Below are 22,788 nucleotides of genomic sequence, written 5' to 3'. Positions count from 1 at the left end.
GACGGCGCGGGTGGAAGAGGCCAACCAGGCGGCGGTGACCTGGCGCAAGAGCACCCGCAGCAACGGCTCCGGAAACTGCGTCGAGGTCGCCGACAACCTGCCCGGCGTGGTCGGGCTACGCGACAGCAAGGACCCGCGAGGTCCTATCCTCGCCTTCGACCCGGCAGCCTGGTCGACCTTCGTCGCGGGCGTCAAGCACGAGACGTTCCGGAACTGAACGCGGCAGGCATCGCCCGCGCACCCTGACCCTACGATCCAATGCCCGAAGCCTCCGTGCTTCGTAGCTTCGCCAAGGCGCGCAGGTACTCGTCCTCTACAATCCGGTCGAACGCTGCTGGCTGCGCCCCCGCGTGCACGATCTTCCGCGTAAGCCGCGCCTGCTCCCAGAACCTCAAGCCGATCTCGGTGGCGAAGATGTCAGCCGCCAGCAGTCCTCGCAACTGGCTCTCAGGCATCCCGCCCAGTTGCCAGGTCGTGGCCCAGAAGTTGAGGATCAGATTGATGTAGGCCCGCTGCCTCCGCCGTTCAGGGGCAGGGTCCTGGGTCAGCGACCCCCAGCACTCCATCAGCACGGCATCATCTATGGCCATCTTGAGCAACAAGGCGTGCTGGTCACGTTGCGCGTATTCCAATGCGATGCGGGCCTGCCTGTTTTGACTGATGGTGGTGGCGACCACACCCACGAGAGCCAGCGCGGACAGAAGCATGGAGACCGAGCCGTAGGCTTGGCCGATATTCGCCAAGCGCTCCCAGTCGGTACTCGGATCGAAGGCGTAGTCGATCAGGGGCGGGGAGAGCAGCAGCGCAAGCCCTCCCAAGAAGACCAACAACGCCCAGACGGCTACGCCGCGAACACTCCTCATCTACGCAAGGCTAGTTCTCCCATCAAAGTTGATCAATCGAACGCGCCGCCACCTGGCACCCCGATCCTCCTGGCTCTGCACCCACCGCAGAACCGGCACGCCGTGCGGCAGGTTCTGGTGTGCGGGTGGGTCCGCCGGGTATGACGGAAACATGAGGGCGAGTTTCCGTCTGGGTCGGATCGCCGGCGTACCGGTCGGCGTCAACTGGAGTGTCCTGGTCATCTTCGTGCTGATCGCGTGGGCGCTGTCGGCGAGCCTGTTCCCCGCCTCGTACCCCGGTCACTCCCCCGTCGCCTACTTCGCGGCCGGCCTGGCCGCCGCCGTGGTCTTCTTCGTCGGTCTACTCGCCCACGAGGTGGCGCACGCGGTGGTCGCCAAGCGCAACGGCATCGAGGTCGAGGGCATCACGCTCTGGCTGTTCGGCGGTGTCGCCGAGCTGAAGGGCGAGGCGAAGGACCCGGGCGCCGAGCTGCGGATCGCCGGGGTCGGGCCGCTGGTCAGCCTGATCATCGGCGTGTTCTTCGCGGCGATCGCGGTGGCTGTGGCCGCCGCGGGCGGGCACGGGCTGCTGCTCGGCGCGCTGGCCTGGCTGGCGGGCATCAACGTACTGCTGGCGATCTTCAACGTGCTGCCCGCCGCCCCGCTCGACGGCGGGCGGCTGCTGCGCGCGGCGGTCTGGAAGGTCACCGGCGATCGAACCAAGGCGTCGGTGGTGGCGGCCCGCGCGGGCTGGGTGCTCGGCGTCGCGCTGATCGGGCTCGGGCTGTGGCGGTTCTTCACCGGCGCCGGGTTCGGCGGGCTCTGGCTGGCGTTGATCGGCTGGTTCCTGCTCGGTGCCGCCGGCCAGGAGGAACGCGCCGCCCGGATGGGCGACGCGCTGCGCGGCATCCGGGTCGGCGACGTGATGACGCCGCAGCCGCAGACCGCGTCCGGCGACCTCACAGTGGCCGACTTCGTCGACCACTACCTTTTCGCGTACCGGCACTCCGCGCTCCCACTGACCGTCGACGGCAGGCCGGTCGGTCTGGTCACGCTCGATCGGGTACGCGGCATCGCGGCCGACCGCCGTGCGTCGACCACCCTGGCCGAGGTGTCCTGCCGGGCCGACGAGCTGGTGCTCGCCCGCCCGGACGAGCAGCTCACCGACCTGCTGCCCCGGCTCAACGAGTGCACCGACGGCCGCGCCCTCGTGGTGGTCGACAACCAGCTTGTCGGCATCGTCTCACCCAGCGACATCAGCCGCGCGGTGCAGCGCGGCAGCCTGCGCCAGCAGATGCCGGCCGGACGCTGAGTCAGTCCCGGGGGAAGTAACGGTCCATCTCGGCGGTGCGGAACTTCCCCTTCGGGTCGAACTCGCGCAGCAGCGCGGCGAAGTCGGCGTGCCGGGGGTACGCGGCGGCGGGGTCGCGCTCGAACAGCTTGCCCCAGTGCGGGCGCGGCGCGAACGGGGCGAGCCGTTCCTCCACCTCGGCCAGCACCGGCGCGACAGCGACCGGATCGCCGATCCAGGTGAAGTGCAGCGCCAGCGAGTCGCGCCGGAAGTTCGGGCTCAGCCACAGCTCGTCGGCGGCGACCGTACGCAGCTCGCAGATCTGGAGCACGGCGGCGATGCGGTCGGCGACCGGGTCGAGCGCGGCGAGCGCCGCCGTCGCGTCGGCCCGGGCCACGTGCCACTCCGACTGCAGCTCGTCGCCGCTACTGGGGGTGAAGCCGAGCCGGAAGTGCGGCAGCCGCTCGTGCCACGGCCCCGGCTCGCCGAGCTGAGCGGTGCAGTGCTCCGGCGACATGCCGGGCACCGGGTGCCGGGGCGAGTCGGCGGCCACCGTGTCCAGCCAGTCGGCGGGCGGCGGGGCCTCGTCGGCGTACTGCTTGACCCACACCTGGTCGAAGCGCTCCGAGCGCCACGAGGTGAAGACGCTGACGCTGTACGCGGCGTCGAGCGCCTCGTCCAGCACGGCGCGGGGCAGGCCCAGACGGACGTGCTGCCGGATCTCGTACGTAGGCACCACGTCGAGCGTGAGCCGGGTGACCACGCCCAGCGCGCCCAGGTTCACCACCAGCCCGGCGAAGCGCGGATCGGTCCGGTCGACGGTGACCAGATCGCCGTCGGCGGTGACCAGTTCCAGCGCGGCGACGGCGGCAGCGAGGTTGCGGTTCCGCGCGCCGGAGCCGTGGGTGGCGGTGGCGACCGAGCCGGCCACCGAGATGTGCGGCAGCGACGCGAGGTTCGCCAGCGCGTACCCCTGGGCCTGGAGCGCGGTGGCCAGGTCGCCGTAGCGGACGCCCGCCGCGACGGTGACGGCGCCGCGGTCGGGGTCGAGCGCGACGGCGGGTGGCAAGCCGTCCAGCGCGATCTGGGTGCCGGTGGTGTCGCCGAGCCGGTTGAACGAGTGGCCGGTGCCCACGGCCCGGACCAGGTCGGCCTCCGCGACCAGCCGCCGCAGTTCGTCGGTCGAGGTCGGCCGCGATCGGGTACGCGCCGACCAGCTGACGTTTCCGGCCCAGTTCGTGTCCGTCATGCGCGCCATCATCCGCCATCATGCGCCGACAGGGTTGCCCCGGCCACTCGGCGGGAATCCTGGCGGGATGAGCAGCTACCGCGACCCGAGCCTCCGCGGCGACGTGTACCCGTCGGAGGAGGAGATCGACCCGACCGGCGTGGACCCCGACGCTGCGGAGATGCCGCCCGCCGGTGCGGGACCCGCCGGTGTGGGTGTGACGCCCGCCGCGACCGCGCCGGTGCCGGGGCCCACGCCGGAGCCCGAGCCCGCGCCGGTGCCCCACCCGGGGCCGCCGCCGCGCCAGGGGGCGGGCCGGTCGATCGTGACCCGGCACCTGGACGGTTCCGTCGAGGTGGTCACGGATCTGGACGGCGACGGTGTGGCCGACGTGGTGCAGATCGACCTGGACGGCGACGGCGTACCCGACGTGACGTACCTGGACAGCGACCGCGACGGCCGCCTCGACACGGTCCGCCGCGCCACAACAAGCTGACCCACCCGCCGCCCACGCGACTCGGCGACGATCTTGGAGTTCTGGCGTCCACACCGCCGTTGATCATGCAGTTGCCGCCCCGACAAGAGCCGTAAATCCGGCACCGGAAGGGCCGCAACCGCAAGATCGCGGGGTTTGTGGGGGGCGGCGCGGGAGTGCCTCCCGTAACGCGAGATTGTTGTTCCGCAAGGTGGGACCGCTGGAGATCTTGGTACGGAAGGGCCCCTTTAGGGGCCGTTCCGTACCAAGATCTCGACGGGAGGCGGAGGCGGGAGGCGGGACGGGCGGCAGACAGGGCCGGGTCAGATGTGGGGCATCACCTCGGCGGCTACCAGCTCCAGGTGGTCCAGGTCGGTCAGGTCCAGCACCTGGAGGTAGGCCCGGGAACTGCCCGCCTCGGCGTACCGGCCGAGCGTCTCGACCACCTCGGCGGGCGTGCCGGCGGCGCCGTTGGCGCGCAACTCGTCCGGGTCACGGCCGATCGCCTCGGCGCGCCGCTTCACCTCGGCCTCGTTGCGGCCGCAGCACAGCACGAGCGCGTTGGACCAGGCCATCGTGGACGGATCGCGGTCGATCTCGGCACAGGCGTCGCGTACCCGCTGGAACTGCGTGACGGTGTCCTCGACCGAGACGAACGGCAGGTTGAACTCGTCGGCGTACCGGGCGGCCAGGCGGGGCGTGCGCTTCGGTCCCATGCCGCCGAGCAGGATCGGCGGGCGGGGGCGCTGCACCGGCTTGGGCAGCGCCGGCGAGTCGCTGACCGGGTAGTACGTGCCGGGGAAGTCGAACGTGGAGCCCGCCGGGGTGGACCAGAGCCCGGTGATCACCGCGAGCTGCTCCTCCAGCCGGTCGAACCGCTCCCCCAGCGGCGGGAACGGGATGCCGTACGCGGTGTGTTCCTCGGCGTACCAGCCGGTGCCGATGCCCAGCTCGACCCGGCCGCCGCTCATCTGGTCGACCTGCGCCACCGTGATCGCCAGCGGGCCGGGGAGCCGGAACGTGGCGGCGGTCATCAGCGTGCCGAGCCGGATCCGGGTGGTGTCGCGGGCCAGCCCGGCGAGCGTGGTCCAGGCGTCGGTCGGGCCGGGGTCACCGCTCACCGAGCCCATCTTCAGGTAGTGGTCGGAGCGGAAGAACGCGGCGAAGCCGGTCTCCTCCGCACGCCGGGCCACGGCGAGGAGCTGGTCGTACGTGGCGCCCTGCTGGGGTTCGGTGAAGATCCGCAGTTCCATGCCCCGAGCATATGGAGCCGGCCGGCGCGGGGCAGCGCGACCTGTCATTCCTTGCCAGGCATATAACCGATGAGGCATATTGAAGGCGTGACAGTCGACGCCTTCGCCGTGCTGGCCGAGCCCTCCCGGCGCCGCATCCTGGACCGGCTGCGCCGGACCGAGAGCAGCGTCGGCGAGCTGGTGGACGCGCTGGGCATGAGCCAGCCGGCCGTCTCCAAGCACCTGCGCGTGCTCCGCGACGCCGGACTGGTCACCTGCCGTACTGCCGCGCAGCGGCGGATCTACCGGGTCGACACCGCGCCGCTACGAGCAGTCGACGACTGGCTCGAGCCGTACCGGTCGATGTGGACCACGCATCTCGACGCCCTGGAACGCCATCTCGACAGTCAGGAGTGACAGATGGACCGCGCCACGTTCCGCCCCGGCCCACTCGCCCGGGTCAAGCTGACACCCGAAAACGAACTGGTCTTCGTCCGCGACCTGCGGCACCCGCCGGAAACCGTGTGGGCCGCGCTCACCGACCCGGATCGGCTCGCCGAGTGGGCGCCGTTCCTGGCCGACCGTGACCTGGGCCGCCCCGGCGACGCCGTACTCAGCGCCGTCGACGGCGACCAGAGCTACCCGGCGCCGGCCCGGGTGCTGCGCGCCGACCGGCCGCACCTGCTGGAGTACACCTGGGGCGACGACCTGCTGCGCTGGGAGCTGGCCGCCAACGGCGACGGCACCACGCTGACGCTGCGGCACCGGGTCGGCGGTCCCGACCTCGCCGCGATGACTGCCGCCGGCTGGCACATCTGCCTCGACGTCGCCGCGCATCTGCTCGACGACGACCCGGTCGGCCCGATCCGGGGCGCGGAGGCGAAGGACTTCGGCTGGGCGGACCTGCGCGACGCGTACGCCGAACGCCTGAACCGCGACTGACGACTGCGGTCACCCGGTCCGGCGGCGCAGCCACCCGGCGGCGCCGCCGACAAGCGTCGTTCCGATGGTGGTGCCGATCGCCACCAGCGCCGCCCCGACCGCCCACAGGCCGGTGTCGTCGGTCGAGGCGGCGTGCACCGCCCACGGAACTGTGAACGCCACTGTCATCACGGTCGCCACCAGCCAGATGTTCAGCCACCAGCCGGCGACGGCGGCCAGCGCGCCCAGGGTCAGCACCGCGGCGGCGACCTGCCAGACCGCGTACGGCCCGCTCATGTCACCGGTCTGCGGGTCCACGGTCCAGCCGGACTCCCAGCTCAGCCAGGCCACCCACGCGCCGGCCGTGGCCAGCGCCAGGAACAGACCGCCGAGCAGCGTACGTCTCGTCGTCACGCCTTCGATCCTGCCCGGCCGGCGGGGCTGGCGAATGAGCACGCGTACTCGATTTCGCCGCCGCGCACACGGCGGTGTGCGCGGCGTGTGCGCCCGGTGCCAGCGGCCCCGGCCATCGTCGGCGTCATGAGTTACGCATTCGAAGCGGAGGGCCTGGTCAAGCGGTTCGGTACGACCACCGCGCTGGCCGGGATCGACCTCGCCGCACGCCGGGGGACCGTGCTGGGGGTGTTGGGGCCCAACGGCGCCGGCAAGACCACTGCGGTACGGATCCTCGCCACGCTGTTGCGCCCGGACGGGGGGCGCGCGACTGTCGGCGGCTACGACGTGGTCACCGACGCCGCCCGGGTACGGCGGCTGATCGGGCTGACCGGCCAGTACGCCTCGGTGGACGAGGACCTGACCGGCACCCAGAACCTGGTGCTGATCGGCCGGCTGCTCGACCTGAGCCGCCACGAGGCGCGGGCGCGGGCGGCGGAGCTGCTCGCCTGGTTCGGCCTGACCGACGCGGCCGGACGCCCGGCCAAGACGTACTCCGGTGGCATGCGCCGCCGCCTGGACCTGGCCGCGAGCCTGGTCGGCCGGCCGGAGGTGATCTACCTGGACGAGCCGACGACCGGGCTGGACCCGGCGAAGCGGGAGGAGATGTGGGGTGTGGTCCGCTCGCTCGTCGACGACGGGTCGACGGTGCTGCTGACCACGCAGTACCTGGACGAGGCCGACGCGCTCGCCGACGAGATCTCGGTGATCGACCACGGCCGGGTGATCGCGCACGGTACGCCGGGCGAGCTGAAGCGGATCGCCGGCAGCCAGACGATCGTGGTCCGGCCGACCGATCCGGGCCGGATCGGCGCGGTCGCCGAGATCCTGCGCGCCGCCACCGGGGCCGATCCCGAGCTGCCCCGGCCGGGCGTGCTGACCGTGCCGGTGGACGACGACGCCCCGTTCACCGCTGTGGTCCGCCGGCTCGACGACGCCGGCATCGGAGTGGTCGAGCTGGCGTTGCGGCTGCCCAGCCTCGACGAGGTGTTCTTCACGTTGACCGGCCACGGCGCCGAGGAGCAGGCGGAGGTGGCGGCATGACCACGACGACCCGTACGGCGACGCCGCCGCCCCGGACCGGCACGCCCCGCGCCTCCGCCCGTCCGTTCGGGCTGGTCCGGCACAGTCTCGCGCTGGCCGGCCGCAGCCTGGTCAAGACGATCCGGACCCCGGAACAACTGCTCGACGTCACGCTCCAGCCGGTCGTCTTCGTGCTGATCTTCGTCTACCTGCTCGGCGGCGCGGTCGCCGGCTCGCAGCACGAGTACCTGCAGTTCCTGCTGCCCGCGATCATGGTGCAGACCGTGCTGTTCGCGTCCATCGCGACCGGCGTCAGCCTCAACACCGACGTGGAGAAGGGCGTCTTCGACAGGTTCCGCAGCCTGCCGATCGCCCGGTCCGCGCCGCTCGTCGGCTCGGTGGTCGGCGACCTGGTCCGGTTCGTGGTCTCCATCGCGGTGCTGCTGGGGTTCGGCTACGCGCTCGGCTTCCGGATCGGCACCGATCCGCTGTCCGCGCTCGCCGCCTGCCTGCTGACCATCGCGTTCGCGTTCGCGGTCAGCTGGATCGGCGTGCTGCTCGGGGTGCTGATGCGCAGCCCGGGCGCGGTGCAGGGCACGGCGTTCCTGCTGCTGTTCCCGCTGACCTTCGGCACCAACATGATGGTGCCGACGGACACGCTGCCCGGCTGGTTGCAGTGGTGGGTCGGGGTCAACCCGGTGGCCGACGTGATGGAGGCGGCCCGGGGTCTGATGATCGGCGGCCCGGTGGCCGGGCCGGTGACCCGGTCGCTGCTCTGGACCGTGGCGATCATCGCGGTGTTCGCGCCGCTCGCCGTCCGCGCCTACCGCCGCCGCGCCTGAGGGCGCCTCATCCAGCCGGGTCGCCGCCCACGAACGCGAGGGCGTCGGCCCGGCTGCGGCCGTGGCCCCGGGCGTACGCGGCGGCGTATCCGTCCTCGCCCAGCTCGGCGCGCAGCCGCTCGGCGAGCCGCTGCGCGTCGGGATTGGAGCGGTCCGGCCGCCCGCGCAGCGAGTCGGAGACGCCGAGCAGTTCGGCGGCGCGCTCGTACCGGCCCTCGGCCACCGCCAACGCCACCCAGCCGACAGTGACGATCGCGACCACCGGCATGTCCCGGGCGGCGAGGCTGCGCGTGGTCGCATCGTCGAGACAGCGACGCGCACCCGGAAGGTCACCGCGGGCCAGCGCCAGATGGCCCGTCTCGGTCAGCAGCAGGGCACGGAACTGCGGGGCGGCCAACGGCGTCTCGTCCTGGCGGCGCGTCGCCTCGGCGAGGCACTCCTGCGCCTCGTCCAGCGACCCCTCGGAGCGGGCGATGCTGCCGAGCATCATCAGCCCGAACGCGCCGTCCCGGCCGTCCCGGTCGGTCACGAACCGGCGCAGTTCGGCCTTGGCGCCGGCCACGTCGCCGGAGCGGGCCCGGATGGCGGCGAGCCAGATCAGCTGGAAGCCGGGCTCGGAGGCCGGGTTGAGTTCCCGGGCCAGCCGCACCGACTCCTCCAGCGCCGCGGTCGCCGCCTCGAAGTCGCCGCGTTTGGTGAGCGCGTCGGCGTACTCGCTGAGCACGTGCGACAGGCTCATCCGCTCGCCGACCGCGCGCAGCTCCGCGGCGGCGTCGGTCAGGTCACGCAGCATGCCCTCGGCGTCGCCGTCGTTCTCCTTGAACTTGCCGCGTACCCCCAGCAGCGTGCCGTCGGTCCACGGGTCGGGATGCCCGCGCGCACGGTCGATCGCCGCGATCCCGGCCGCCGTGTCGTCGTCGAAGATCGACAGCATCGGCGCGAGCAGCCCCACGATCGGATGCTTGGTCCCCTCCACCGCCCGCAGGGTCGTGGTCAGCTCGGCGATCTGCTCCGGCGTCGGCCCCCGCTCGCCGCCTGCCAGCTCCGAACCGATGCGGATGGCGAGCACAACCGCCCGCTCCTCCGCCGGGGCCGGGCCGGGCAGCGCCAGCGCGCGGGCCAGCACGTCACCGCCGATGCCGCCGTCGCCCCAGATCACCAGCGGCAACGCCAGCCCCGCGCCGATGCGCAGCGCGGTGTCGGCGTCACCGGCGTCGCAGGCGTAGTGCAGCGCGCCGACTATGTTCTCCCGTTCCGCCTCCAGCAGCCGCAGCCACGGCAGCTGACCGGCCGTGCGCAGGTGCGGCTCCGCGGTCCGGACCAGCTCCCGGAAGTACGCCGCGTGCGCGGCGCGCGCCCCGGCCGACGCCCCGGCGGCGGCGAGCCGTTCCAGCCCGTACTCCCGGATGGTCTCCAGCATCCGGAACCGCCCGTCGCCGACCACCTGGAGCAGCGACTTGTCCACGAGCGCGTCGAGCAGCGCGACGGCGGCCGGGCCGGCGACGCCGGCCGCCGAGTCGGCGGTGACCGACGCCGGGAAGACCGCGAGCCGTTCGGCGAGCTGCCGCTCGTCGTCGGTGAGCAGCCCCCAGCTCCAGTCCACCACCGCCCGCAGCGTGCGGTGCCGGGGCAGCGCGGTGCGGCTGCCGCCGGTCAGCAGCCGGAACCGGTCGTCCAGACCGGCCGCGACCTGCCGCGGCGACAGCGTCCGCAGGCGCGCCGCCGCGAGTTCGATGGCCAGCGGCAGGCCGTCGAGCCGCCGGCAGATCTCCACCACTGCCGCCACGTTCTCGCCGGTCACCGCGAACCCGGGCCGCACGGCGGCGGCCCGGTCGCGCAGCAACTGCACCGACGGATACGCGAGCGCGTCGCCCGGCGTGGCGTCCGCCGGTGGCAGCCGCAACGGGGGTACGGGTTCCAGCACCTCGCCGACGATGCCGAGCGGCTCCCGGGACGTGGCCAGCACGCGCAGCCCCGGACAGTGGCCGAGCAGGTCCTCGGCGAGCCGGGCGGCGGCCTCGACGACGTGTTCGCAGTTGTCCAGCACGATCAGCGTCTCGTCGGTGGCGATCGTGTCCACCAGGCGGCCGAGCGTGTCGCGGGCCGGCTGGCGTACCGGTTCCAGCTTCCGGTCCCGCCGCCCGAGCGTGTCGAGCACGGCCCGTGGCACGTCCGCCGGGTCGGTGATCGGCGCCAGCTCGACCAGCCACGCCCCGCCGGGTACGCCGTCGGCGAGCCGGCCCGCCGCCACGCTCGCCAGCCGCGTCTTGCCGGCTCCGCCCGGCCCGAGCAGGGTGACCAGCCGGTTGCCGGCGAGCAGCCCGGTGAGCCGGCGCAGGTCCTCGTCGCGCCCGACGAAGGTGGTGAGCGCGGCCCGCAGGTTGCCCCGCGTCACGGCCGTCGGCTGCGGCGGGGCCGCCTCGCCGCGCAGCAGCTCCAGGTGCGCGGCCCGCAACTGCGGTGACGGGTCGACGCCCAGCTCGTCGGCGAGCCGCTGCCGGATCCGCTCGTACGCGGCGAGCGCCTCGGCGGGCCGCCCGGCGGCGGCGAGCGTACGCAGGTGCAGTTCGGCCAGCCGCTCCCGCAGCGGATGCGCGGCGGTCAGCTCCTCCAGCTCGGCGACCAGCAGTTCCGGCCGCCCGGCGCGCAGCTCCGCCTCGATCCGGTCCTCCTGCGCGGTGAGCCGCAGTTCCGCCAGCCGCGCCACCGCTGCCGCCGCGTACGGCGCGTCGGCGACCTCGGCCAGCGCCGGCCCCCGCCACAGCGCGAGCGCGTCGCGCAACATCGTCCGCGCCGTCGCCGGGTCCCCGTCGCGAAGCGCCGCCCGCCCCTGCCGGGTCAGCCGCTCGAACCGCCCCGCGTCCACGTCGTCCGGGTCCAGGTCGAGCCGGTAGCCCGCGGGGCTGCTGCGTACCCCGAGCCCGGGCACCGCCCGGCGCAGCCGGGACACGAGCGTCTGCACCGCGTTGGCGGTGTCGGTGGGCGGCTCGTCCGCCCAGAGCGCCTCGGCCAGCGCGGGCACGCTCACCGGCCGGCCCGGGTCCAGCGCGAGGCGGATCAGCAGCGCCCGCAGCCGCGCCCCGGCGACGTCGAGCGGCCGGTCGCCGTCGCGGACCTCAAGCGGCCCGAGGATCCCCACCCGCACCATGTCACTCTCTCACCCGCTGGCGAACCGATGGTGGCAAGATCGCGGGCGTGACGAGTGTGTCCCGCCCGCTGCCACGGCTCGTGGGGCCGGAGGCGTTCGCGGACGTCCCCGCCGACCGGCTCCTGGCGGTGCTGGAGGCGGTCACGATGGTCCTCACGCTCCCCCACCGCGCCGCCGAGCGGGTGGACGCGCTGGTGGTGGCCACCGGCCAGGGCGAGGACTGGCGTCTCACCGACGCGATCCGCGCCTGGGAGACCGGCCCGGCGCTGCGGCACCTGCTGGTGGCGAACACCGACTCGGCCGAGCGGACGTACCGCCCGCTCACGCTGGACCGGCTGCGCGGACTCGGTCTGCGCCGGGTCGACGGGGTCGTGCTCCAGGCCGAGCCGGTCACCGGCACCGGCCGGCAGGCCACCTGGGTCGTGGAGCAGGTACGGGCGCTGGGCATCGGCAGCGTCGCGCTCGTCGTCTCGCCGTACCACCTGGTCCGGGTCTACCTCACCGTGCTGCGGGCCTGCGACGACGCCGGCCTGCGGATCCCGATGGTGCCGCTACCAGTGGCTGTCGCACCGGACGCCCCGGTGCCGGAGACCGGCGCGGCCGGGTACGACCTGGTGGCCGGCGAGGTCAGCCGGCTGCTCCGCTATCCCGGCCAGGGGTGGATCGCCACCCCGGAACGGCTACGCGACTACCTGCGCTGGCTCTGGTCCGAGCACCACCCTCTGCTCACCGGCGCCTGAAGGTTCCCCGGCGGGCTACGCGTCGGGGATCCGGACGGTGAGCACCCGGGTGAGGACGCGGAAACCGGCCGCGTCGTACATCCTGCGGGCCGGGTTGCCGTCGACCACCGACAGGCCGACGGACGGCAGTCCCGCCTCCCGCGCGCCGCGCAGCGCGTGGACGAGCAGCGCCCGCCCGAATCCGCGCCGCTGCGCCCGGGGCGCGACACCGAGGTTGAGGATCCAGACGCAGTCGTCGTCGGTCCACGGCACCGGCCCGGCGCACAGCACGTGCCCGGCGCTGCGGCCGTCCGGGTCGATCAGCAGGGCCGAGGCGGGCACCAGGGGCGGCACCGGCTCACCGGTGTCGAACATCGCCCGCACCTGTTCGGTGTCGCTGGGCTGCCAGCGGCCGTCCGGGTGGTCCGGGCCGTACGCCGCGTCCAGCCCTGCGGCGAGGTCGTCGTCCCAGCCGGGGGCGCCGAGCGACCAGCCGTCCGGCAGCGCCACCGGCGCGGGCACGTCGGTCAGGTCGTGCCGCATGTCAGTGGCGGCCCGGCTCAGCTTCAGCCCGTCGGCCACCAGCGCCGCCGCCAGCGCCTCGTCCGGCGTCTCCAGCCGATGCCCGGCGAGGTCACGCCGCACCTGCGCGACGAGCCGGGTGAACGGCGCCCCGGCCAGCGGCCTCACGCCGGCCGCGACCCGCGTGCCGTCGTCGTCCCGCAGCCGCATCCGGGCCAGCGGCACGTCGTCGGCATCGAACAGCAGCGAGTCGTCAGGGGCGTCGGGGTGCGGTAGTACCGGCATTCGCGGCAGCGTACCCGGCGCGCCCCGCCCCCGCTTCCCCGCCGATCTTGGAGTTGTGGTGCCTGAATCGCCCTACTCGGTGACATTTGTCAACCGCCACAACTCCAAGATCGGCGTCGGGCGGGACCGGCGAGCGGTGGGAGGCGCCTAGGGTTGGGGGGTGAGCAGGGTCGATCGGGGCAGCAGGACGATCGGGGCCGCGCCGGCGGCCGTCTACGACGCGCTCGTGGACCGGGCGGCCCTGGAGGCTTGGTTGCCGCCGGACGGGATGCGCGGGCGGATCGAGCGGTGGGATCCCCGGCCCGGGGGCGGGTTCCGGATGGTGCTCACCTATCTCGATCCGGCGGGCAGCCCGGGCAAGACGTCGGACGCCACCGACGTGGTCGACGTCGGGTTCGCCGAACTCGTACCGGCGCGCCGGGTCGTGCAGACCGCCGTGTTCCAGGCCGACGACCCCGCGTACGCGGGCACCATGACCATGACCTGGCACCTCGCGGCGGCCGGCGACGGCACCGAGGTGACGGTCACGGCCACCGGCGTACCGCCGGGCATCGACCAGGCGGTGCACGAGGAGGGCATCGCGTCCTCGCTGGCGCACCTGGCCGCGTACCTCGAATCGGGCGGCTGACCTCGGCGGACGCCGGGATTGGCGGCGGTTTTTGCGGGTAGCCGCCCGCGGTGACCGGGCAGCGGGAGGGGCGCGACGGCCGGCGGGGGTCGTCGCGGCGCGCCGGCCTGGACGCGGAACGGTTCGACGAGGCGTGGGAGCGCGTGAACGAGCGCGGCCGGGCCGCCGGGCGAGACCGGATGCAGCAGCTGCGGGTCAAGTCCGTACTCGCCGTGCAGGCCGGTCTGGCGGCGGCGCTGGCCTGGGCCGTCGCGCGCTGGATCACCGGCATGCCGAGCCCGATCTTCGCCCCGGCGGCCGCGGTCGCGGTGATCACCTCGTCGTTCGGACGGCGCCTCTCCAACACCGTCGAGCTGCTCGCCGGGGTGACGCTCGGCATCATCGTGTCGGACCTGCTGATCGGTGCCGTCGGCGCCGGGGTGTGGCAGACCGGCGTGATCGTCGCGGCGTCCGTCCTGGTCGCGCTGGCCTTGAGTACGCGGGGCGGGATCGTGGGCAACGCCAGCGGTACGGCGGTGCTGCTCGGCGCGCTCTCCTCGTCCCGGCAGACGCTGGAGTTCCCCCGCTTCGTGGACGCGCTGATCGGCGGCGGCGTGGGACTGGTGGTGACACTGCTGCTGGTGCCGATCAACCCGCTGCGGGTCATGCGGCGGGTGGCCGCGCCGACGTTGCGGCAGCTCGCCGACCAGCTCGCGGCGACCGCCACCGCGCTGCGGCGGCGCGACCACGAGCTGGCCGACCGGGCGCTGAGCCGGTCGCAGGCGATCGGCACGGACCTGGGCCGGTTCTGGGACGTCTTCGGCGGCGCGAAGGAAACCGTCGACCTCGCCCCGGCCCGGTGGCCGAGGCGGCGATCCGTTCAGCATTACCAGCTCGGCGCGCCGGACGTGGACCAGGCGGTCTGGAACACCCGCGTGCTGGCCCGGCGGGCCGTGGTGCTGATCGAGGACGGGGAGCCGATCCCGGAGAGCCTGCCGGACGCCGTGGAGGCGCTCGGCGCGGCGGTGCACGCCGTACAGGAGGAGGTTCTCGCGGACCAGGGTCCGGAGGACGCCCGCCGGCACGCGCTGAACGCGGTGGCGGCCGCGACGCGCGCGGAGCTGGCCGGGACCGGGCTGTCCGGCACGGTGATCGTGGGGCAGGTCCGGACCGCCGCGAGCGACATCCTCCAGGCGACCGGGATGGACCGGGCGGAGGCGCTGCGGCGCATCCGGGAGGTGGCCGCCGCGCAGTCGTGACCCGGTCAGTCGTCCCCGCGGACGCGGGCGTGCAGGTGCATGTCGTGCCGTCCGTCGTCGTGCACGGCCGCGCTGCGCTTGGTGCCCTCCAGCCGGAACCCGGCCTTGACCGCCACCCGGCACGACGCGACGTTGCCGGTCGAGTGGTCCAGCCAGAGCCGGTGCAGCCGGCCGTCCGCGAGCGCCCACGCGCTCAGCGCCTGCAGCGCGCCGGAGGCCACGCCGGTGCCGCGGGCGGCCGGAACCACCCAGTACGCGCACGCGGCCTCGCCGTCGTCGAGGTTGACGCCGCCCAACGTCATGCGGCCCACCACCTCGTCGCCCCGGGTCACCGCCCAGCTCGCGCCCGTCTCCTCCTGCCACGATCGACGGGAGTGGGCGAACCACTGGAGGACCTGCTCCGGCGACGCGGGCCGGCGGGTGTGCCAGCGGCGGATCTCCGGATCCTGGTACGCGGCCAGGACGGTCGGCGCGTCCCCGTCCGCCCAGGGGCGCAGGACCAGGCCGCCCTCGGCGGGCAACGTCGGTTGCGGGCCGGCGGCCAACGTACCGGCGGGAACGGCGGGCGGTGTGGACACCTGAAAGCGCATGCCCGACTCTCCCCCGCCGACCACCCCACATGTCAATCGGGTTCAGATCGGCACGTGTGAGGGTCCACGCGTCACGTGGCCGCTCGGCTAGGGTGCGCTGGTGGCAGTGACGGCAGCGGGCGTCTTCCGGCGTACGCCGCGGGAACGGCCTGGGTGTGCCGGGACACCTACCCGGACCGGCCGATCGGCCTCGCGGGGTTGCGGTTCGCGGGCGAGCGCCAGGTCTTCCACGTGTACGCGACCTGGGCGGACTGGGCGTTCGACCACGCCGGGTGGAACCGGGAGGCGGACCTGCTCGCCATCACCGCATGCCGCACCAGTACTGGGGTGATCCGCTCCCCCGCGCCCGCGACTACGTGAACCGGCATCCCCCGCCGGTGAGCAGGTAGGCGACCCGTATCAGCGCCGGCGCACGGCTCGCCACGAACTCGGCCAGCACCGCCCGTTCGTCCTCGTCCACCGCACCGCCCTCGTCTCCTCGTTCACCAGTGACAGACGCGCGGGGACGCCGCCGCTATCCCGGAATCGGCGAGAATCCTGCTCAGGGCCCCGCCTACACTGCGCCGCGTGGACCAGGCCGCACCGCACACCGTCGCCTCGATCGCGCACGACCTGCGCACGCTCGGCGTCACCAAGGGCGACGTCCTGCTGCTGCACTCGTCGTACCGGAGTCTCGGGTTCGTCGCCGGGGGCACCCACGCGGTGGTGCTGGCGCTGCTGGAGGCGCTCGGTTCGGAGGGCACCCTCGTGGTGCCGACGCACACGCCGGACAACACGGATCCGGCCGGGTGGCGGCATCCGCCCGTACCGGAGGCGTGGTGGCCCGTCATCCGCGAGCACACCCCGGGCTTCGACCCGGCGCGCACGCCGAGCCGGTGGATGGGCGCCGTCGCCGAGACGGTACGCACCTGGCCGGGCGCCCGCCGCAGCGACCATCCGCAGGTGTCGTTCGCCGCGCTCGGCGCGCACGCCGCCGATGTCGTGGACGGACACCGCCTCGACGACGCGCTGGGCGAGGGCTCACCGCTGGGCGCGGTCTACCGGCTCGGCGGCAAGGTGCTGCTGCTCGGCTGCGAACACAGCTCCAACACCTCGCTGCACCTGGCGGAATGGCGGCAGGCGTCGCCGCCGCGGGCGGTGACGGGCTCGGCGGTACGGCTGCCGGACGGAACGAGCCGGTGGACCACGTGGACCGACGTCGTCACCGACGAGGACGACTTCGACCGGCTGGGCGCCGACTTCGAGGCCACCGGCGGCGCGACGGTCGGCCGGGTCGGCAGCGCGACGGCCAGGCTGATGCGCCAACGCGCCCTGGTCGACTTCGCGACCGCGTGGATGGCCACCAACCGCACGGGCTGATCGCCGTCCCCGTCCGCCGCCCGGACTCGCACGACGGACGGGCGCTCGACTCACGCGGGGCGTTGTTCGTTCTCCTCGCCAGGAGGACGCTGGCGGAGCGGCTCGGTCGTGTGACCTTCGGACGGCGGCGGCATCAACAGGGCGGTCGGGTCCGCACCCGACGGCACAGCGGGTCCACTCAACGCCGCGGGCGCGTCGGGATACGCGGCGCCGCTGTGTTCCCGCAGGTGCTCGCGGAGTTGGGAGATCATCCTGTCCACGGAGGACGGCTCCGTCACACCCTGGATACCCATCGCCTCGTTGGGCGCGATCCCCAGCCAGAGGTCGACAGCCACCCGGCCGGAGACGAGCAGTTTGATGATCTGGCGCTGCGTGTAGTGCCCGAACTGTGCACCCATGTTCGGCCCGTTGCCGATGGCTCCCGAGAAGACCCCGCCGCTGTTGCCGTCGGAGCCGGGTTTCCACTGCTCGTTGAAGACGCTCACCCGGTCCGCGGACGTCTCCATCCCGTCCACGTTGCCGAGCGCGTACTCCTTCGTGGAGTCGCGGATCGTGAACCCGGTGGCGATGTCGAGCACGCACTCGTACACCGGCAGGCGCCAGTTCGACATGTAGACGATCATGATCTTGTACGCGGAGTAGCGGAGTTTGCCGTCCCGTCCCCTGTTCCAGTGGAACGGGAGAACCGAGAACAGTTCGGGGATTCCGTAGAAGACCAGATAGGGCTGCCTGCCCTGGGAAAGCTCGGTGGGGTGGATGTTCAGCCGCCGGTAGCCCATCTGCGCGATGGCTTCCTCGGCCCCGTACAGCCAGGCGTCCATCTCCTGATCGGTCGCCCGGGGATAGGCGCGCCGGCGCGCCTCCGCATAGTTCAAGAGCCCGATGAGCCCCAGGACGACGAGCACCGCGCCGCCGACCCCACAGAGGAATCCGAGACAGATCGCCGCGTCGCCGACGGCGAACATCACCAGGGCCATCAGCAGGAGTCCGCCACCGAATGCCAGCTTGACGTACTGGGCTACCGGAGTGGACGGTTCGGGCGCGAAATACTTGCCGGCTCGCTCTGCGCGTTGTTCAGGATGCATCAGATCCCCTGGTTTCGGCTGAGCCCCTGCCAGGTCGGGCACTCGACAGCAGGAACGTGGTTGATGATCTCGCGGGCGCGATCACTGCCGACGCCCGACAGCGCCGCCTGAAGGCCGCGCAGCCTGGAGCGGTCGGTCGGAATGCCACGGATTTCGTAGTAGTCCTCGATGATCAGCGCCCAGAGGGCTCGCAAATGGTTGCTCGTACGGCCGGGCTCGATCTGAATGCCGATCTGCAGCAGATTCTCCATCGCCCGGATCACCTCGTACCGGTACCCGCCGGGGCGTCGGCCGCCGAGAGCGGCCAGCACCCGGTAGTAGTAGACATCGACTTCGCGTGGATACATGTTCACGAGCGTGTTGAAGCGCTCCAGGGCCCGCGCGTACGCCCCATTGTTGAGAGCAGCGACCGCCTCGACGAATTCCGGGTCGACGCGGATCTGCTCCGGGAGCAGGTCCGCCAACGGCGGCCAGGCCTCAGCCAGCGTGGCGAGCGGGATGATCCACGAGATCCGCAGCCTCTTGTCCATGTCGGCGGTCGAAACCATGCCGACGACGCGGCCCGACGTGACGTCGACAACGGGGCCGCCGCTGTATCCGCGCTGGATCTGGCCGTCGAATCCGGGCAGACCGTTCACCTGGATGAGCTTCCCGGTCTCATCAGGCCCGATGACCTGGACCCGGGTCCGCTGACCGCGGTCGTCCGCCGCCGAATACTGTTCCGGAAAGCCGAGCGCGTCGAGCGGCGTCTCCGGCCGCGGCGGCGCACTAGGCCCGAGCGGCGCCGTAGGCCAGCTCTCCGGCACGTCGACGACTGCCACGTCGGTCCCGTCGTACCGGCCCGGACTCCAGCCCGGCACCGCGTAGCGGGTGGAACAGACCTGGCCCGAGCCCCAGCCCCCCGGCGCCTCCGCCCAGCACCGGACCCGGCCCTCGACCACGTGAGCGCACGTGAGGGCCACGCCCGGCGCCACGACGAATGCGGTTCCCAGCACCTCCGACGGAGCACCATCATTCGTCGTGGCTCGGATCCGCAGCCGCCAGGGTTCAGAGGAGGTGATCATTTCGGTGCGGAGTCTTCCCGTCGCCAGACCAGTTCGACACCGAGGTTTCCTTCGTATGCGGTCTTCGCGATGACGGCGTTCATCTCAGCCGTCATCTTCACCGCGAAGGTGAGCTTGACCTCGCTCGGCCCCAGGTCCTCGCGGAACACACGCATGGCCTCGAGAGCCGCCGCGCGGACGCTCCGAAGGGACTCCTCGAAGGATCTCGGTTCGGTACGACCGCTGCGGCCCACCGGTCCGATGCCGGCGCTCCCGCCACGAATATCCAGGTCCTGGCCATCGACCTCGATGAGAACCGGATCCGCTCCATGCACCGCGAATTGCCTGGTAACTGGCACAGCACTCCTTCGGACGGAAGGAAAAAGAGGTCAGCGGGACAATGCAGACGACGCGACAATGCGTCGAGGATCGACCGGCAGCACACCCGCAACTCGCGAGGATCGTTCAACCGGCTTGAAATCGATCCTGGCGTTCGCGCACTGATGCCAGGATCAGGCATTCGGCCGGTTCGATTGTCAGCAACACGACTTCTGGTCGAATATCGCGCTCTACTGAGGACTGGGCCGATGCCTTACGGCATCTCGCATCGATCACTACTCCTGGTGGACCCCTGCGGACTGGACGCGGACTAGCAGGCAGACTTCTGGACGAAGGTCTCGCGTTCCCCGGTGTCCGGGTCGTCGGCCCAGTGCCACAGGCTCACATTCCCTCGCCAACTGCGCCGCGTATCCAGCTCAAGGCTTACCTTGGCATCCTTCATCGTCAGGATTAGATGGCCGTCCGCTGCCAGGTCACCCGGGCGCAGCTGGCCGCTCCCGGAAACCGTGTCGTTCGGACCGAACACGGCCGCAGAGACCGTGAAGGAACGGTCTGGCTCGATCTTGACGACCCCACCCTGCCGGGACTGGAAAACGCCGCACAGAGCGTCGATGCGGACCGGCCACAGTGACCTCCAGGCCAGGGCACACGGCAGCAGCGCGATCAGTAGGCCGACGGCCACAAGCAAGACCTTTCGCCTGCTCACGCCCGTCTCCTGTCGATGTCCGCCGTCGGCATGGCCGGCGCCGCTTCCGCCTTCATCCCGGCAGCGTAGGCGGTGATGCCGCCAACCATTCCTCGCCTCAGCTCATCTCCGCGGTGGGTCCGCACATCGCGGAACTGGCCCGCGTCTAGCTGGTCGGGCTGCCGCAGGCTCAGATGGGCGGCATCGAACGCACCCGCCCTCGGGTACGGTGACGCTTCACGAGTCGTGCCCTTACCGGTGATGGCCTCGCCGTTCAGGAGGTGACGCGCGTGAGAAGGACCAGCCGCATGGTGTGGTGGGCGCTCAGCATCTTCCTGATGGCGGCGCCGGCAGCTTGTACGTCCTCAAGCGGTACCGGCCAGGGTGAGGCCAGACCACCCGCGCCAACTGCGTCTCTGGGCACCGACCCCAGCGCGACCCCGTCAGCTGACGTGGGCGCCGGGCAGGAGTCGTGCACCAAATCGGTCGATACGATCACGGAACCGCCGGCGGGTTATCGGCTCGTGGGAGAGGACGTCGCGGTACCTGCCCGGCCGGTGCTTCAAGTAGCGGAATCGGGGCAACCGGACCCGGCAGCCCGACTGTTCGCCAAATGGGGCTTGGTCGTACGCGGCGGCGCAGTGGTCGACCTTCGGGTGGCAGCCGGCTGGGAGGACAAGGCGCGTCTCGGATGGGGCTCGTCAGTGGTGCCGGCCGTGAGCGCCCACGTGCGCGCCTGCGCACCTGTCGATGACCGACCTCAGTGGCTGGCCTTCGTCGGCGGCACCTGGGTTGCGCGGCCGGCCTGCCTACTGCTCACCATCACGTCGCGGGGGCAGACGGCGCACGTACAACTAGGTGTCGGTGTCCCCTGCGACGGAACCACGCCGCCGAGTTCGTAGGAATCCTGAGCTTGAGGCTTACTTGTCTAGGCCTCGAGCGTGGTGGGCATGCCGAAGGCGGCGACGTGACGGGCACCGATGAAGGCGTTGCTTTCTACGATCTTCCCGTTCTCGATCCGGAGTACGTCGACGACCAACGCCTCGTAGTGCCGGCTGCCGGGCCGGCGGAGATAGTTGATCAGTGCCGGGCGCCCGTTGGCCGAGGTGGGGAACGTACGCCAGTCGAGCGGTCGGCCGAGGAACTCCGCGGCCGCGTCGATCCCGACGACCGGCGGCTCGGGCGGCATCGTGATCCGTACGTCCTCGGCGAGCAGTTCCCGTATCGTCTCCGGGTCCTTCGCGTCGGCGTAGCGGCGCAGGATCTCTTCGTCCTCACTGGTGAGCTGCGGGCGGCGCCATTCCTTCGGGTCCGACGGAGCGCGCCCCCGGAGGGTGTGGCGGGCCCGCTGGAGGAGGCTGTTGACGGCCGCTACGGCGGTGTCGAGCGCGACGGCGATCTCCTGCGGCGTCCAGCCGTGGACGTCGCGCAGCACGAAGGCCGCCCGCTGCCGCGGCGGCAGGTACATGAGCGCCGCGATCACGGCCAGCTCGACGGTCTCCCGAGCGGCGAGACCGGCCTGCGGATCGTCGGCCAGCAGGGCATCGGGATAGGGACCGAGCTCGGTGGACCACTCCAGCGGATCACCGTACGGCACCGCCCGTCGACCGGCCGCCTTGCGGCTGTCGAGGAAGACGTTCGTGGCGATCCGATACAACCAGGTACGCGCCGACGCCCGGCCCTCGAAGCGGTCGCGAGCCCGCCAGGCACGCAGGAAGGTCTCCTGCACCAGGTCGTCCGCGTCGGTGACGTTCCCGGCGAGGCGGTAGCAGTGGACGTGTAGCTCACGCCGGTGCTCGTCGAAGGCGCGCCGCAGCCAGATCGCCTGCTCGTCAGGCGAGTCGGGCATGTGATTTCCCCGGGGCTGAATGGTGCTCACAACCGTACTGACGACCGCGGACCGCATCCGTCATCGGTCATCGGTCACCGATGACACTCGCAGACTCGGTCGTCTGTACCTGTGACCGATCCCCACTCCACGAAGGAGACAGCCATGACGGCAACCCCCGCGTCCAGCGCCGCCGCGCCCCCGGTCGTCGACCGGGAGACCTGGCTGCGCAAGCGCGACGAACTGCTCGTACGGGAGAAGGCCCACACCCGCGAAGGAGACGCGATCGCAGCCGCTCGTCGTCAGCTACCGATGACCTTGATGCCGACGGTGACGGTGCGGGGCCCGGGCGGGGACACCCCACTGGTGGAGGTGTTCGAGGGCCGCCGGATGCTCATCGCCTACTTCCATATGTGGCACGACGGCAATCCGTACGAGGATCAGTGTGAGGGGTGCACCTTCTCGACCTGTCACATGCAGACGCTGGACTACCTGCATGCTCGGGACGTCACCTACGCCGTCTTCTGCGAGGGTCCCTACGACGAAAGCGCCCCGTTCGCGGAGTTCATGGGCTACCGGTTCCCCTGGTATTCGGCGAAGGACTCCGACCCGGCTCTGGCCGACGGTCGTCACTTCGGGTTCATCGCGTGCTACCTGCGCGACGGCGACAAGGTCTACGAGACCTACTGGACCACCGGGCGGGGCGTGGAGGCGTTGATGACCACCTACCACGCTCTGGATCTCACGGTGTACGGCCGGCAGGAGAACTGGGAGAACTCGCCTGAAGGCTGGCCGCGGGTCACCGGGCACCCGTGGCGTCTCGACGGCCGCCCCACCGCGCAATGGTCGCGCCCCGGCGTTGCACCGCGATGACGTCCTGATCGTAGTTGAGCTGGGAAAACGGCTGGTGGGGCGGGCGGGGTTCGACCCCGCCACCGAGGGAATCATGAGATCAAGATGGGCGACCCAGCGACCTGCCTGAATGGGCTCTCACCAGCGGAAACACCTCTCG

General features: G+C 72.1%; 24 protein-coding genes. 12 read left to right on the top strand and 12 right to left on the bottom strand.

Features of this window, described 5'->3' with window-relative positions:
- Window positions 1–10 precede the first annotated feature (10 nt).
- Window positions 11–217 (top strand): DUF397 domain-containing protein, encoded by a 207-nt coding sequence (locus tag O7542_RS02705; RefSeq protein ID WP_064448206.1) that lies wholly within the window; start codon window positions 11–13, stop codon window positions 215–217.
- A 31-nt stretch (window positions 218–248) separates the two neighbouring features.
- Here the strand turns inward: O7542_RS02705 and O7542_RS02700 are convergent, their stop codons facing one another.
- Window positions 249–863 carry a DUF6082 family protein gene (locus O7542_RS02700; RefSeq protein ID WP_281605643.1) on the bottom strand — a complete coding sequence of 205 codons (615 nt, stop codon included), beginning with the start codon at window positions 861–863 and terminating at the stop codon, window positions 249–251.
- Between the two features lie 151 nt (window positions 864–1,014).
- Between O7542_RS02700 and O7542_RS02695 the strand changes: the two genes are divergently transcribed.
- The gene (locus O7542_RS02695) at window positions 1,015–2,154 is read left to right on the top strand and encodes a site-2 protease family protein (protein ID WP_281605642.1); all 1,140 of its coding nucleotides are present in this window, start codon (window positions 1,015–1,017) and stop codon (window positions 2,152–2,154) included.
- A 1-nt stretch (window position 2,155) separates the two neighbouring features.
- On the opposite strand, the gene O7542_RS02690 is transcribed toward O7542_RS02695, so the two are convergent.
- Complete coding sequence (locus tag O7542_RS02690; RefSeq protein WP_281605641.1) at window positions 2,156–3,382, bottom strand: FAD-binding protein; 1,227 nt, start codon at window positions 3,380–3,382, stop codon at window positions 2,156–2,158.
- 67 nt (window positions 3,383–3,449) lie between these two features.
- On the opposite strand from O7542_RS02690, the gene O7542_RS02685 reads away from it, so the two are divergent.
- On the top strand, window positions 3,450–3,857 hold the full coding sequence (locus O7542_RS02685) for a hypothetical protein (protein ID WP_281605640.1): 408 nt from the start codon (window positions 3,450–3,452) through the stop codon (window positions 3,855–3,857).
- 302 nt (window positions 3,858–4,159) lie between these two features.
- Here the strand turns inward: O7542_RS02685 and O7542_RS02680 are convergent, their stop codons facing one another.
- The gene (locus O7542_RS02680; protein WP_166456698.1) at window positions 4,160–5,089 is read right to left on the bottom strand and encodes an LLM class F420-dependent oxidoreductase; all 930 of its coding nucleotides are present in this window, start codon (window positions 5,087–5,089) and stop codon (window positions 4,160–4,162) included.
- 87 nt (window positions 5,090–5,176) lie between these two features.
- On the opposite strand from O7542_RS02680, the gene O7542_RS02675 reads away from it, so the two are divergent.
- Together O7542_RS02675 and O7542_RS02670 are read left to right on the top strand one after the other, a co-directional pair.
- The gene (locus O7542_RS02675; RefSeq protein WP_104115004.1) at window positions 5,177–5,485 is read left to right on the top strand and encodes a metalloregulator ArsR/SmtB family transcription factor; all 309 of its coding nucleotides are present in this window, start codon (window positions 5,177–5,179) and stop codon (window positions 5,483–5,485) included.
- A gap of 3 nt (window positions 5,486–5,488) precedes the next feature.
- Window positions 5,489–6,010, top strand: a complete 522-nt coding sequence (locus tag O7542_RS02670) for an SRPBCC family protein (RefSeq protein WP_281605639.1) — start codon at window positions 5,489–5,491, stop codon at window positions 6,008–6,010.
- 9 nt (window positions 6,011–6,019) lie between these two features.
- Here the strand turns inward: O7542_RS02670 and O7542_RS02665 are convergent, their stop codons facing one another.
- Entirely contained in the window at window positions 6,020–6,403 is a 384-nt protein-coding gene (locus O7542_RS02665) for a hypothetical protein (RefSeq protein WP_043329122.1), read from the bottom strand.
- Between the two features lie 126 nt (window positions 6,404–6,529).
- Between O7542_RS02665 and O7542_RS02660 the strand changes: the two genes are divergently transcribed.
- Window positions 6,530–7,486 carry an ATP-binding cassette domain-containing protein gene (locus tag O7542_RS02660; RefSeq protein ID WP_113972741.1) on the top strand — a complete coding sequence of 319 codons (957 nt, stop codon included), beginning with the start codon at window positions 6,530–6,532 and terminating at the stop codon, window positions 7,484–7,486.
- Window positions 7,483–8,307, top strand: coding sequence for an ABC transporter permease (locus O7542_RS02655; RefSeq protein ID WP_064448199.1), 825 nt, complete (start codon window positions 7,483–7,485; stop codon window positions 8,305–8,307). The genes O7542_RS02660 and O7542_RS02655 overlap by 4 nt, the downstream gene beginning before the upstream one ends.
- A 7-nt stretch (window positions 8,308–8,314) precedes the next feature.
- On the opposite strand, the gene O7542_RS02650 is transcribed toward O7542_RS02655, so the two are convergent.
- On the bottom strand, window positions 8,315–11,452 hold the full coding sequence (locus O7542_RS02650; RefSeq protein WP_281605638.1) for a BTAD domain-containing putative transcriptional regulator: 3,138 nt from the start codon (window positions 11,450–11,452) through the stop codon (window positions 8,315–8,317).
- Window positions 11,453–11,511: 59 nt separating this feature from the next.
- Here O7542_RS02650 and O7542_RS02645 point away from each other — a divergent pair, with 59 nt between their 5' ends.
- Entirely contained in the window at window positions 11,512–12,195 is a 684-nt protein-coding gene (locus O7542_RS02645; RefSeq protein ID WP_064448198.1) for a hypothetical protein, read from the top strand.
- Window positions 12,196–12,210: 15 nt separating this feature from the next.
- Here O7542_RS02645 and O7542_RS02640 read toward each other — a convergent pair whose 3' ends face one another.
- Entirely contained in the window at window positions 12,211–12,981 is a 771-nt protein-coding gene (locus O7542_RS02640; protein WP_281605637.1) for a GNAT family N-acetyltransferase, read from the bottom strand.
- Between the two features lie 160 nt (window positions 12,982–13,141).
- On the opposite strand from O7542_RS02640, the gene O7542_RS02635 reads away from it, so the two are divergent.
- A complete protein-coding gene (locus tag O7542_RS02635; protein ID WP_281605636.1) occupies window positions 13,142–13,609 on the top strand; it encodes an SRPBCC family protein in 468 nt (155 codons plus the stop codon).
- A gap of 50 nt (window positions 13,610–13,659) precedes the next feature.
- Complete coding sequence (locus O7542_RS02630; protein ID WP_281605635.1) at window positions 13,660–14,847, top strand: FUSC family protein; 1,188 nt, start codon at window positions 13,660–13,662, stop codon at window positions 14,845–14,847.
- Between the two features lie 5 nt (window positions 14,848–14,852).
- Here O7542_RS02630 and O7542_RS02625 read toward each other — a convergent pair whose 3' ends face one another.
- On the bottom strand, window positions 14,853–15,437 hold the full coding sequence (locus tag O7542_RS02625; RefSeq protein WP_281605634.1) for a GNAT family N-acetyltransferase: 585 nt from the start codon (window positions 15,435–15,437) through the stop codon (window positions 14,853–14,855).
- A 567-nt stretch (window positions 15,438–16,004) separates the two neighbouring features.
- Between O7542_RS02625 and O7542_RS02620 the strand changes: the two genes are divergently transcribed.
- Entirely contained in the window at window positions 16,005–16,796 is a 792-nt protein-coding gene (locus O7542_RS02620; protein ID WP_281605633.1) for an AAC(3) family N-acetyltransferase, read from the top strand.
- A gap of 50 nt (window positions 16,797–16,846) precedes the next feature.
- Here the strand turns inward: O7542_RS02620 and O7542_RS02615 are convergent, their stop codons facing one another.
- From O7542_RS02615 to O7542_RS02595, 5 genes are all read right to left on the bottom strand, one after another.
- Window positions 16,847–17,881 (bottom strand): hypothetical protein, encoded by a 1,035-nt coding sequence (locus O7542_RS02615; protein WP_124778941.1) that lies wholly within the window; start codon window positions 17,879–17,881, stop codon window positions 16,847–16,849.
- Window positions 17,881–18,945 carry a serine protease gene (locus O7542_RS02610; protein WP_210888150.1) on the bottom strand — a complete coding sequence of 355 codons (1,065 nt, stop codon included), beginning with the start codon at window positions 18,943–18,945 and terminating at the stop codon, window positions 17,881–17,883. Before O7542_RS02610 ends, O7542_RS02615 begins: the two co-directional genes overlap by 1 nt.
- On the bottom strand, window positions 18,942–19,283 hold the full coding sequence (locus O7542_RS02605) for a CU044_2847 family protein (protein WP_210870026.1): 342 nt from the start codon (window positions 19,281–19,283) through the stop codon (window positions 18,942–18,944). Before O7542_RS02605 ends, O7542_RS02610 begins: the two co-directional genes overlap by 4 nt.
- Before the next feature lie 290 nt (window positions 19,284–19,573).
- Window positions 19,574–19,969, bottom strand: coding sequence for a hypothetical protein (locus tag O7542_RS02600; RefSeq protein ID WP_064448191.1), 396 nt, complete (start codon window positions 19,967–19,969; stop codon window positions 19,574–19,576).
- A 907-nt stretch (window positions 19,970–20,876) separates the two neighbouring features.
- On the bottom strand, window positions 20,877–21,797 hold the full coding sequence (locus O7542_RS02595) for an RNA polymerase subunit sigma-70 (protein WP_281605632.1): 921 nt from the start codon (window positions 21,795–21,797) through the stop codon (window positions 20,877–20,879).
- 144 nt (window positions 21,798–21,941) lie between these two features.
- On the opposite strand from O7542_RS02595, the gene O7542_RS02590 reads away from it, so the two are divergent.
- A complete protein-coding gene (locus O7542_RS02590) occupies window positions 21,942–22,649 on the top strand; it encodes a DUF899 family protein (RefSeq protein ID WP_209962865.1) in 708 nt (235 codons plus the stop codon).
- The last annotated feature ends 139 nt before the right edge of the window (window positions 22,650–22,788 follow it).

The sequence above is a fragment of the Micromonospora sp. WMMC264 genome (genome assembly GCF_027497275.1).
GTDB classification, from domain to species: Bacteria; Actinomycetota; Actinomycetes; order Mycobacteriales; family Micromonosporaceae; genus Micromonospora; species Micromonospora chalcea.
Note: the sequence above shows the minus strand (reverse complement) of the source record. Positions and strands in the feature narration are given on the sequence as shown.